The sequence below is a fragment of the Aeromonas sp. 160P genome (assembly GCF_055193095.1).
Genome location: NZ_JBUXKV010000001.1, coordinates 3,510,326 through 3,521,515, shown reverse-complemented (window position 1 = coordinate 3,521,515; position 11,190 = coordinate 3,510,326). Strand labels below are relative to the sequence as shown.

Genomic DNA, 11,190 nt, shown 5'->3' with positions numbered 1-11,190 from the left:
TATGCCAAAACTGATCATTCTTCCTCATCCTGTACTCTGTCCGGATGGTGTCGCCCTTGAGGGGCAACGTGGTGAGACCATTCTCGACGTGGCGCTGCGTAATGGGATCGAGATTGAACATGCCTGCGAGAAGTCCTGTGCTTGCACCACCTGCCATTGCGTGGTGCGGGAGGGATTTGACTCTCTCGAGCCAAGCGACGAGCTGGAAGACGACATGCTGGACAAGGCGTGGGGACTGGAACCGGAATCACGGTTGAGTTGCCAAGCCAGGCTGGAGGACGAGGATCTGGTGGTAGAACTGCCCAAGTACACCCTGAACCTTGCATCTGAACGCCATTAATTACCCATGAGTGCATTGCACGTGCAGCATCCCGTGGTGCTTCAGTGATATGGTGAAGGCCGTGCCCCTTAAAGGGCGCGGCCTTTTTTGTATTCGTTATTCCCTCTTTGCCTATGAAGAGTGCTTATAAATCGTGCCAGTAAAAAAGGAAGCAAACACGATGGCTAACATGATGAACGTAGCGTTATCTACCCAGGCTGCCGCCGCCCATTGGGGCGAGGGTGCGCTACTCAGTTTTAATGGTGACAGAGCTGACATCCATCTGGGGTCGGTTAGTCAGGAAAAAGATGCACTGCGCGCCATCCAGCGTGCGGCCCGCCGCTTTGAGTCCACCGGGATCAAGCGGGTCAAGCTGGTCGGTGAGGGTTGGGATCTGGAACGCCGCTTTGCCTTCGCCCAGGGTTTTTATGCCGCTAAAGGAGTGCGTGAACTGGACGTTGGCCAGCAGAGTGAGGCAGATAGCTGCGAGCTGGATGCCTTGATCAAGGCGAGCTGCTGGGCTCGTGACATCACCAATGGCTGCCCGGAAGAGATCTACCCCATGAGTCTGGCGGAATCGGCTCTGCTGCTCATTCGCGGTCTGGCAGGGGATCTGGTGACCGCCCGTATCACTGCCGGCGAAGCGTTGCGCGAATCGGGCCACATCGGGATCTGGTCGGTCGGTCGTGGCAGCGAGCGCGAGCCGGTGTTGCTGGAGCTGGATTACAACCCGACCGGGGATCGCCATGCGCCAGTGGTCGCTGCACTGGTGGGCAAGGGCATCACCTTCGACTCCGGTGGCTACTCCATGAAGTCCTCTGACAACATGCTGCCGATGAAGTCCGACATGGGCGGTGCAGCCATGGTTACCGGCGCGCTGGCGCTGGCCATCAGCCGTGGCCTGAACCAGCGGGTGAAGCTCATTCTCTGTTGCGCCGAGAACCTGGTCTCCGGCCATGCCTTCAAACTGGGCGACATCCTTACCTACAAAAACGGTATCTCGGTTGAAATCCAGAATACCGATGCGGAAGGCCGCTTGGTGCTGGCCGATGGTCTGATGGCCGCCTCCGACAGTGGCGCGACCTACATCCTGGATGCCGCGACCCTGACCGGCGCTGCCAAGATGGCGTTGGGCCGCGACTACAACGCCGTGTTTGCCCTCGACGAGACCGAACAGCAGCGCGCGCTGGCCGCAGCCAAGGCCGAAAATGAGCAGGCGTGGGCGCTGCCGCTGGAACCCTGGCATGCCAGCCAGCTCACCTCGGCCTTTGCCGAACTGGGCAACGTGGCTTCCGCCGAAGGCACGGCCGGCGCCACCACTGCGGCCGCCTTCCTGTCCCGTTTTGTGCCCAATGAAGGAAAGGGGTGGGTACACCTGGATCTGGCGGCGGCGTATCAGAAGTCGGGCAACGAGCTTTGGGCTACCGGTGCCAAAGGCCACGGCGTGCGTACTATCGCGCGCTGGTTACAGGAGGTAACTGCATGAATGTCTGGTTAAGTCGTGATTTTGCCCCGGCGGAATGGGGTGACGGGGCCTTGCTCTCATACCGTGCCGACGGTGTGGTGATCCACCTGATCACCGCTTCCCCACTGCTCGATATCCAGCAGGGCGCGCGCCGCCTCTGCCAGCAGGGGATCCAGAAAGTGGCGCTGGCAGGGCATTGGGATCGCGAGCAGCAGTGGGCCTTTGCCCAAGGGTTGCAAACCCCCAAGGTGGAGGTGCAACTGCAATGGGCCATGTCGTCGGAAGAGGACAGAGAAGAGCTGGAAGCGCGTTGGCTGTGCGGGCGCTGGGTGCGCGAGATGACCAATGCCACACCTGAGCAATTGGGGCCGCTGGAGCTTGCGGTCGAAGCGGCCTCCTTTATTACCGAGCTGGCGCCAGACAGGGTGAGTCACCGTATTTTGAAAGGTGAAGCGCTGCAACAGGCAGGCTGGGTCGGCCTCTATCAGGTAGGGCGTGGCAGTGAGCGCGAGCCGGTGTTACTTGAGCTTGATTTTAACCCGGCGCGCGATCCCAGAGCGCCGGTGGCGGCAGCCCTGGTGGGCAAGGGGATCACCTTTGACTCTGGCGGCTACTCCATGAAGAGCTCCGAGGGGATGCTCACCATGAAGTGTGACATGGGGGGCGCAGCCATCGTAACCGGTGCGCTGGCGCTGGCCATGCTGCGTGGCCTCGACAAGCGGGTGAAGTTGATCCTCTGCTGCGCCGAGAATCTGGTCTCCGGCCATGCCTACAAACTGGGGGATATCCTCACTTACAAGAACGGCACCACGGTAGAGATTGTGAATACCGACGCCGAGGGGCGGTTGGTGCTGGCTGATGGCCTGCAACTGGCCAGTGACAGCGGCGCGCCGCTGATCATCGACGCCGCCACCTTGACTGGCGCCGCTGTGATGGCGCTGGGTGGTCGCTACAATGCCCTGTTTGGCCTCGACAAGGGGCTGGTGAGCCGGGCCATGACCTATGCCGATGCAGAGCAGGAGCCAGCCTGGCCGCTGCCACTGGAGCCCTGGCACCGTCAGCAGTGCCCCTCCCATTACGCCGACACGGCCAACAGCCGTCCGGTGAAGGGTGGCGGGCCGGGTGGCGCCTCCAACGCGGCGGGTTTCCTCTCCCGTTTCGTTGCCAACGAAGGGATGGGCTGGCTGCATATCGATCTGGCCGCCTGCTTTAGCGATAACGGCGATGCCCTCTGGGCACCGGGGGCCAATACCCTGGGGATGCGCACCATAGCGCGCGCCCTGCTGGCGGAAGCCAAATAAGCGAGACAAGGCACCTTCGGGTGCCTTTTTCATGCTGTTCGAATAGTGAGCAAAAGATGTCTTTTTGGCAGCTTAAAAGGACTATCGTGCGCAAGCGCACATATTTTCCCGCACAGCTCGGCGAAGATGAGTGTTGATGTTGATTGCAAGGAGGTTATGTTTAATAAAAAGTTGCTTTTTTGTGTGTTTATCCGCTTTTTGTTTACGTATAATCGCCAGCGAACATGGATACTAACAATAAGACCCTGTAATTAAGGAAAGATGCCAATGGCCATTGAACGTACCTTCTCTATCGTCAAACCGGATGCTGTCAGCAAGAACCTGATCGGTGAGATCTACCACCGCATGGAAAGCGCTGGCCTGACCATCGTTGCCGCCAAAATGCTGCGTCTGACCAGCGACCAGGCCGCCGGCTTCTACGCCGAGCATCAAGGTCGTCCTTTCTATGATGCGCTGGTGACCTTCATGACCTCTGGCCCCGTGATGGTGCAGGTGTTGGAAGGGGAAAATGCCGTACAGCGTTATCGCGACCTGATGGGGCTGACCAATCCCGAACAAGCGCTGGCCGGTACTCTTCGCGCCTGCTACGGCGAGAGCATCGATCGCAACGCGGTGCACGGTGCCGACAGCTTTGCCTCTGCCCAGCGTGAAATTGCTTACTTCTTTAATGAAGAAGAGCTTCACACCCGCGCCTGAGGTATGTCTTGATAGACACAAGGGAGCCTCGGCTCCCTTTGTTGTTTTGCAGGCGTCACTTCTTTTTGCGCAATATCCCTCTATTCTCCAGGTGGAAAGCCAGCCCCATTATTTGTACAATGCCGCCCCCTGACATCGTCAGCCAATAATTGATGAAGTGTTTGAACTGAGGCCATTGATGAGCGAAACAAAAATCAACCTGCTGGATCTTGATCGGGATGCCATGCGTGCCTTCTTCGTCGAACTGGGCGAGAAGCCATTCCGGGCAGATCAGATAATGAAGTGGATCTATCACTTCGGTTGTGATGATTTCGATCAGATGACCAACGTCAACAAGGTGCTCAAGGATCGCCTCAAGGCGATGGCGGAGATCAAAGCGCCCGAGATCAGCCGGGAACAGCGCTCCTCTGACGGCACCATCAAGTGGGCCTTGCAGGTGGGTGATCAGGAAGTCGAGACGGTCTATATTCCCGAAGGCGATCGGGCCACCCTGTGTGTTTCTTCCCAGGTCGGCTGTGCGCTGGCGTGCAAGTTCTGCTCCACGGCCCAGCAAGGCTTTAACCGTAACCTGAAAGTGTCCGAGATCATCGGTCAGGTGTGGCGTGCCGCCCGCGTAGTCGGGGGCAAGCGTCCCATCACCAACGTGGTGATGATGGGGATGGGCGAGCCGCTGCTCAACCTCGCCAACGTGGTGCCTGCCATGCGTCTGATGATGGATGATTACGGTTATGGTATCTCCAAGCGTCGTGTGACTATCTCGACCTCAGGGGTGGTACCGGCACTGGACATGCTGGGCGACCAGATCGACGTGGCATTGGCTATCTCCCTGCATGCGCCGAACGACAAGTTGCGCTCCGAGATCATGCCGATCAACGACAAGTACAACATTGAGGATTTCCTCGCTGGCGTGCGTCGTTACCTCGAAAAGTCCAATGCCAATGGTGGCCGGGTCACAGTCGAATATGTGCTGCTCGATCATATCAATGACGACATGCAGCATGCCCACGAGCTGGCCAAAGTGCTCAAGGATACGCCGAGCAAGATCAACCTGATCCCGTTCAATCCCTTCCCGGGCAATCCTTATGGCAAGCCGAGCAACAGCCGTATCGATCGCTTCTCCAAGGTGCTGATGGAGTACGGTTACACCGTGATCGTTCGCAAGACCCGTGGTGACGACATCGACGCCGCCTGTGGTCAGCTGGTGGGGGACGTCATTGACCGTACCAAGCGAACTATCAAAAATCGGATGCAACAGGATGGGATTTCCGTCAAAATGGTTTAAATGCTAAGCCATTGTATAGAAAGGGAATGGATACACGTACATTGATCGTAGTGGCAGCGCTATGCGCGCTGCCCGGCTGTGTGACCGAGACCACTTACGCTGGCCAGAATTCTACCCAGCGTGAAGTGGGTCCCGACCTTAAGGCGGCTGCCCAAACGCGCCTCGACCTGGGGATCCAGTACCTGCGTCAGGGCAATGCCGAGCAGGCCAAGTTTAATCTTGACCGCGCCCTCCAGTATGACCCCTCCAACTCTCAAATCCAGATTGGTTTCGCCTACTTCTATCAGACCGTAGGGGATTTCATTGCCGCTGAAAATCATTACAAAAATGCCCTTGCCATGGATCCGTCCAATGCTGACGCAATGAACAACTATGGTGCCTTTTTGTGTGATCGTGGCCGTTATGAGGAGGCGGATAAGGCCTTTAATCAGGCGGTGCAGCAGCCTGGCTACGTGAAAATCTCCGATACCTATGAAAATGCAGCGTTTTGCGCCCAGCAAAATCGCAGAAATGATAAAGCAAGCGAGTACTATCGCTTGGCCTTGGGGTATAATCCCCGCAACCCAAGGTTATTGCTGGACTTGGCCGAGCTTTCCATGAAAGATGGCAAGCTGCCTGATGTGCAGTCCTACCTCGCTCGTTTTGCCGATGCGTCAGACGAGAACGAGGACAGTCTCTGGTTGAGATTGCGGCTGGCACAGGCGATGGACAAACCGGCATTAATTCACCAATTCGGGACTGAGCTGGTAAGGCAATATCCCACTTCGCAACAAGCCAAGCGTTATTTATCCAATGACTACTGAACAGCCACACGATTTTCAAGACGACTCCCAGGCAGCAGGCCCAGGCCAATTGCTGCGCAACGCCCGTGAACAGCTTGGCTGGACACGAGAACAGGTTGCATCCCGCATTCACCTTCGTCTGACCCTGATTGCTGCTATTGAATCGGATACTTACGACAAGAACACCTCCCATACGTTTATCCGCGGCTATTTGCGCTCCTATGCCAAGCTGGTCGGGATCCCGGATGAGACTATTCTTGCCGCTTACGACAAGCTGGGTCTGACGCCACCTGATAATATCGACATGCAAAGTTTCTCCCGTCGTTCCCGCCAGCAAGCCAATGACAGTCGGCTCAAGATGGTGACCTGGCTGGTGATCCTGGTGTTGATTGCGCTCTCCGTCGCCTGGTGGTGGCAGAGTACCGCCCGCCGTTCTGCCGGTGACGAAGCCCTTGCAGCAACAGAAATGAGCGCGACCGTTTCTGAGCCTGCAGCCGATACGCAGCCCGAGATCATCAGCCCTGTCCTTATTGAGGGGGCTGAGCCATCTGCTGCCGTTGGCACTGATGTGGCTGCACCTATCTCCGCGGCAACTGGCACTCAAGCTGGAGTCTCTGTGGCTCCGGTGAATGGTGCTGTGGCTGATACCTCTGTGCCGAGTGCAGTGGCAGAACCAACAGCGGAGGTGGCTCAAGGTGAGCCAGCCAAGACGCCACAACTCAAGATGAGCTTCACCGCCGATTGCTGGCTGGATGTGAAAGATGGCAACGGCAAAACACTGTTCAGCGGTCTGAAGAAAGCCAATGACGAGTTGGTGCTGGAAGGCGCCGAGCCCCTCAAGTTCACCATTGGTGCGCCGATGGCGGTCAAGCTTGACTACAAGGGCACCTCGTTTGATATGAGTCGTTATAACAACGGCCGTACTGCTCGCTTCTCATTGCCGCAGGAGTAACCTGTTTCCCATGTCTGTTCACGAAAAATCCGCTCACGAATCTCCCATTATTCGTCGTAAATCCAGGCAGATCATGGTTGGTAATGTACCGGTCGGGGGCGATGCCCCCATCACGGTGCAAACCATGACCAACACCAAGACCACCGATGTGGCGGCAACCGTCGAGCAGATCCAGCGGATCGAGCGAGTTGGTGCCGATATTGTCCGTGTCTCTGTGCCGACCATGGAAGCGGCGGAAGCCTTCAAATTCATCAAGCAACAGACCCGTATCCCTATCGTTGCCGATATCCACTTTGACTATCGCATTGCGTTGAAAGTGGCGGAGTATGGTGCCGATTGCCTGCGTATCAACCCGGGTAACATTGGCAACGAGCAGCGGGTACGTTCGGTGGTCGATTGTGCTCGCGATCTGAACATTCCGATCCGCATCGGCGTCAACGGCGGATCGCTGGAAAAAGATATCCAGGAGAAGTACGGCGAGCCGACCCCCGAGGCACTGGTGGAATCCGCCATGCGCCACGTCGAGTATCTGGATCGCCTTGATTTCCAGAACTTCAAGGTGAGTGTGAAAGCCTCCGATGTGTTCCTGGCGGTGGGCGCCTATCGCTTGCTAGCCAGACAGATTGAGCAGCCACTCCATTTGGGGATCACCGAGGCCGGTGGTTTTCGGGCCGGCGCGGTGAAATCGGCGGTCGGTCTTGGCATGCTGTTGGCAGATGGGATCGGCGATACCATTCGTATCTCCCTTGCCGCAGACCCGGTTGAAGAGATCAAAGTCGGGTTTGATATTCTCAAATCTCTGCGCATCCGCTCCCGTGGCATCAACTTCATTGCTTGTCCCTCCTGCTCCCGTCAGGAGTTCGATGTGATCGCTACCGTCAATGCGCTGGAAGAGCGGCTCGAAGACATCATCACCCCGATGGATGTGTCGATCATCGGCTGTGTGGTCAATGGTCCAGGTGAAGCCTTGGTGTCCGATCTGGGATTGGCCGGTGCGGCCAACAAGAGCGCCTTCTACGAAGGGGGCCTGCGGGTCGATCGGCTCGATAACAAGGATCTTATCCCGATCCTGGAACGGCGTATTCGTGCCAGAGCCGCCATGCTGGACCCCGCCAACCAGATCCTGGTGGGCAAGGATTGAACAAATTGGGGCCACCTTGGGTGGCCCTCGTTCCAGGTGACTGATTTTACATCCCGCATACGGATTCTCTGATTTTACCTCGGGGGTGAAAATCCCTATAATGCGGCCAAATTTTACCTCTTTTTCTCGAGTATCAACGTGGCAAAACAGATCCAAGCTATTCGCGGTATGAATGATTGCCTGCCGGAGCAGAGCCCGGTATGGCAGAAGGTTGAACAGATCCTGCGCCAGGTCGTTGCCAGCTATGGCTACAGCGAAGTGCGCATGCCGATTGTCGAGCAGACCCACCTGTTCAAGCGCGCCATCGGTGAAGTGACCGACGTGGTCGAAAAAGAGATGTACTCCTTTGATGACCGCAACGGCGACAGCCTGAGCCTGCGTCCGGAAGGAACTGCCAGCTGCGTCCGCGCCGGTATCGAGCACGGCCTGCTTTATAACCAGGAACGCCGGATGTGGTACATGGGCCCCATGTTCCGCCACGAGCGTCCCCAGAAGGGCCGTTATCGCCAGTTCCACCAATTCGGTGTCGAGCTGTTTGGCATCAACGGGCCGGATATTGACGCCGAGCTGATCATGCTGACCCACCGCCTGTGGCGCCTGTTTGGCATCAGCGATAATGTCACCCTGCAGCTCAACACCCTCGGTCAGAGCGCCGAACGTGCCGCCTATCGCGATGCACTGGTGGCCTATCTGGAGCAGTACAAGGATCAGCTGGACGAAGAGAGCCAGCGCCGTATGTACAGCAACCCGCTGCGGGTACTCGATTCCAAAGACCAAAAAGTACAGGCCATTTTGGTTAATGCTCCCCGTCTGTTCGATCACCTTGGCGAAGAGAGTCTGGCTCACTTCGAGGGGCTCAAGCGCCTGCTCACCTCTGCCGGTATCGCGTTTGAAGTGAACGAACGCCTGGTGCGCGGCCTTGACTACTACAACCTGACCGTGTTCGAGTGGGTCACTACCAGCCTGGGTGCCCAGGGCACCGTCTGTGCTGGTGGTCGCTACGATGGTCTGGTTGAGCAGCTCGGTGGCCAGGCGACCCCGGCAGTCGGCTTTGCCATGGGCATGGAGCGTCTGGTATTGATGCTGGAGACCCTCGAGCTCAATGGCGATATCCGCCCGGCGGTGGATGTTTATCTGGCCATGGTGGGTGAGGGGACCGAGCAGGCTGGCTTCCAACTGGCCGAGCGGTTGCGTGATGCGCTGCCAGACCTGCGCCTGATGAGCCACTGTGGTGGCGGCAATTTCAAGAAACAACTCAAACGTGCCGACAAGAGCGGCGCGTCTATCGCCCTGATCCTTGGTGAAACCGAGGTGCAAAACGGGGAGATCACTATCAAATACCTGCGTGGTCAGGCTGAGCAACAGACCGTCAAGGTTGACGCCGCCATCGCCCTGCTGGCAGCCAAAGGAGAGTAAGCTGTGGAAGTTTATACCACCGAAGAACAACAGGTTGAGGTTATCAAGGAGTGGTGGAAAGAGAACGGGACATCGGTGATCGCCGGGACCGTGATCGGCTTGGTCGGCCTGTTCGGCTGGCGCTACTACAACCAGCATCAACAAGAGTCCATGGAAGCTTCCTCCCAAGCTTACAACCAGGCAATTGAACAACTGGTCAAAGCGGATGCTGCCGGTTTCGAGCAGGCACAGCAGTTTGTCACTGCCAACAAGGGTGACTCCTACGGTGAGCTGGCCGCGCTGCAACTGGCGGCGGCTGCCGTCAAAGCGGGCAAGCTGGATCTGGCTGCCGAGCAGCTGACTCTGGTGGCCACCAGTGGTGACGAGAGCATTCGCCCCATCGCTGCTCTGCGCCTGGCCCGGGTGCTGAATGATCAGGGTAAGGCCGATGAGGCATTGGCCAAGCTTGGCACTATTACCAGTGATGCCTTCAAAGCCCAAGTCGCGGAAGTGCGTGGCGATATCCTGCAAAAGCAGGGCAAGAGCGAAGAAGCCCGTGATGCTTATCAGGCAGCCGCAGATGCTGGCGGCCTGCAAAGCAGCCAGGAACTCAAACTGAAGATGGACGACCTGGCCTTGCCGGCCGTGGTAATGGGTGAGGCACCGGATGCGTAATCTATTCAAGATGGTAGCGTTGGGGGCCGCGGTCTCCTTTGCGCTGCAGGGATGCTCCCTGTTCAGTTCGGAAGAAGATCTCAACCCGATGGCACCATTGCCCCAGGTTGAATCGGCCTTCAGTGCTGATACGGCCTGGTCTGCGACGGTAGGTGACGGGATCGGTAACTTCTACTCCCAGCTCAAGCCGGTGGTGGAAGAGGAGCGTATCTATGCTGCGGCTCGTGGTGGTGATGTCACCGCCTTCGATCGTGTCAGTGGCGATCGCCTGTGGACCGTTGATCTGGCGGATCTGCCGGTCAATGCCGACAAGCGCAGCGCTCGCCTTTCCGGTGGCCTGGTCTCCCGTTACGGCAAGCTGTTCCTCGGCTCCGAAAACGGCGTTGTCTATGCCCTGAACGCAGAGAACGGCGAGGTGCTGTGGCAGACCAATGTGCCCGGTGAAGTGGTTGCCAGCCCGGCGGTGGAAGATGGCCGGGTGGTGGTGCTGACCACCTCTGGCCGCCTGATTGCGCTCGATACCGATGAGGGCAAGCTGCAATGGTCGCTCTCCGAAGAGCAGCCACCGCTGACCCTGCGCAGTGCCGGTGCCCCGGTTATTACCAATGGTGCGGTGATTTACGGTCGTGCCGATGGCAAAGTGGGCATTGCCCTGCTGGCCAACGGTCAGCCGGTTCGTCAATCCAAGGTGGCGGATCCCCGTGGTGCCACTGAGCTTGACCGCATGGTCGACGTCGATGCCAGCCCGCTGATCGCCGGCGATGAGCTCTATGCCATTGCCTACAATGGTCAGCTGATGGCACGCAAGCTGATGACCGGTGACGAGGTGTGGAAGCGCAAGTATTCCGGCTATCGCGATCTGGCGATGACCGGCAATGCCATCGTGCTGACCGACAGCCGCAGCCACCTGTTTGCAGTCGATCGTCGCAACGGCCTGGAGTTGTGGTCTAATACCAAGCTGGAGAATCGTACCGTCACTGCACCTGTCATCTTTGGTGACTATGTGGTGGTGGGTGATGTGGAAGGATACCTGTATTGGCTGGATCGTACCGACGGTACCATCAAGGCGATGCAGCAGCTCGATAGCAGTGGTCTCTATGCCGCCCCGCTGGTGGATGGTGACACCCTGTATGTACAGAGCCGTGACGGCAAGTTGTACGCCCTCAAGCGTCCTTGATCGTC

The 11,190-nt window shown here is 57.8% G+C and carries 11 protein-coding genes; all 11 read left to right on the top strand.

The genetic code is table 11. The features are described 5' to 3' along the window. Nucleotide 1 precedes the first annotated feature (1 nt). The 11 genes from fdx (at nt 2) to bamB (ending at nt 11,185) form a co-directional block, all read left to right on the top strand. Nucleotides 2-340, top strand: coding sequence for an ISC system 2Fe-2S type ferredoxin (fdx, locus tag ACY8FN_RS16350; RefSeq protein ID WP_042019013.1), 339 nt, complete (start codon nt 2-4; stop codon nt 338-340). 160 nt (nt 341-500) lie between these two features. Beyond that, nucleotides 501-1,805: an aminopeptidase PepB gene (gene pepB, locus ACY8FN_RS16345; RefSeq protein WP_463100601.1), complete on the top strand. Its 1,305-nt coding sequence runs from the start codon at nt 501-503 to the stop codon at nt 1,803-1,805. After that, nucleotides 1,802-3,085 carry an aminopeptidase PepB gene (gene pepB / locus ACY8FN_RS16340; RefSeq protein WP_463100600.1) on the top strand — a complete coding sequence of 428 codons (1,284 nt, stop codon included), beginning with the start codon at nt 1,802-1,804 and terminating at the stop codon, nt 3,083-3,085. Before pepB (ACY8FN_RS16345) ends, pepB (ACY8FN_RS16340) begins: the two co-directional genes overlap by 4 nt. A gap of 267 nt (nt 3,086-3,352) precedes the next feature. Then, nucleotides 3,353-3,781 carry a nucleoside-diphosphate kinase gene (ndk, locus tag ACY8FN_RS16335; protein WP_042019017.1) on the top strand — a complete coding sequence of 143 codons (429 nt, stop codon included), beginning with the start codon at nt 3,353-3,355 and terminating at the stop codon, nt 3,779-3,781. Between the two features lie 178 nt (nt 3,782-3,959). After that, the gene (gene rlmN / locus ACY8FN_RS16330; RefSeq protein ID WP_042019018.1) at nt 3,960-5,063 is read left to right on the top strand and encodes a dual-specificity RNA methyltransferase RlmN; all 1,104 of its coding nucleotides are present in this window, start codon (nt 3,960-3,962) and stop codon (nt 5,061-5,063) included. 11 nt (nt 5,064-5,074) lie between these two features. Beyond that, nucleotides 5,075-5,866, top strand: coding sequence for a PilW family type IVa pilus biogenesis/stability lipoprotein TapF (tapF, locus tag ACY8FN_RS16325; RefSeq protein WP_098969695.1), 792 nt, complete (start codon nt 5,075-5,077; stop codon nt 5,864-5,866). Beyond that, entirely contained in the window at nt 5,856-6,797 is a 942-nt protein-coding gene (gene rodZ / locus ACY8FN_RS16320; RefSeq protein ID WP_463100599.1) for a cytoskeleton protein RodZ, read from the top strand. The genes tapF and rodZ overlap by 11 nt, the downstream gene beginning before the upstream one ends. Nucleotides 6,798-6,807: 10 nt before the next feature. Further along, nucleotides 6,808-7,938 carry a flavodoxin-dependent (E)-4-hydroxy-3-methylbut-2-enyl-diphosphate synthase gene (gene ispG / locus ACY8FN_RS16315; RefSeq protein WP_042019023.1) on the top strand — a complete coding sequence of 377 codons (1,131 nt, stop codon included), beginning with the start codon at nt 6,808-6,810 and terminating at the stop codon, nt 7,936-7,938. 138 nt (nt 7,939-8,076) lie between these two features. Then, nucleotides 8,077-9,354 (top strand): histidine--tRNA ligase, encoded by a 1,278-nt coding sequence (hisS, locus tag ACY8FN_RS16310; protein ID WP_042019024.1) that lies wholly within the window; start codon nt 8,077-8,079, stop codon nt 9,352-9,354. 3 nt (nt 9,355-9,357) lie between these two features. Then, entirely contained in the window at nt 9,358-10,008 is a 651-nt protein-coding gene (locus ACY8FN_RS16305) for a YfgM family protein (RefSeq protein WP_042019025.1), read from the top strand. After that, on the top strand, nt 10,001-11,185 hold the full coding sequence (gene bamB, locus ACY8FN_RS16300) for an outer membrane protein assembly factor BamB (RefSeq protein ID WP_101346940.1): 1,185 nt from the start codon (nt 10,001-10,003) through the stop codon (nt 11,183-11,185). The genes ACY8FN_RS16305 and bamB overlap by 8 nt, the downstream gene beginning before the upstream one ends. The last annotated feature ends 5 nt before the right edge of the window (nt 11,186-11,190 follow it).

Bases quoted from the DNA above. Each gene is read 5' to 3' on its own strand.
- pepB (WP_463100600.1), top strand. From the start codon at position 1,802: ATGAATGTCTGGTTAAGTCGTGATTTTGCCCCGGCGGAATGGGGTGAC.
- bamB (WP_101346940.1), top strand. From the start codon at position 10,001: ATGCGTAATCTATTCAAGATGGTAGCGTTGGGGGCCGCGGTCTCCTTT.
- fdx (WP_042019013.1), top strand. From the start codon at position 2: ATGCCAAAACTGATCATTCTTCCTCATCCTGTACTCTGTCCGGATGGT.
- ndk (WP_042019017.1), top strand. From the start codon at position 3,353: ATGGCCATTGAACGTACCTTCTCTATCGTCAAACCGGATGCTGTCAGC.
- rlmN (WP_042019018.1), top strand. From the start codon at position 3,960: ATGAGCGAAACAAAAATCAACCTGCTGGATCTTGATCGGGATGCCATG.
- ispG (WP_042019023.1), top strand. From the start codon at position 6,808: ATGTCTGTTCACGAAAAATCCGCTCACGAATCTCCCATTATTCGTCGT.
- pepB (WP_463100601.1), top strand. From the start codon at position 501: ATGGCTAACATGATGAACGTAGCGTTATCTACCCAGGCTGCCGCCGCC.
- rodZ (WP_463100599.1), top strand. From the start codon at position 5,856: ATGACTACTGAACAGCCACACGATTTTCAAGACGACTCCCAGGCAGCA.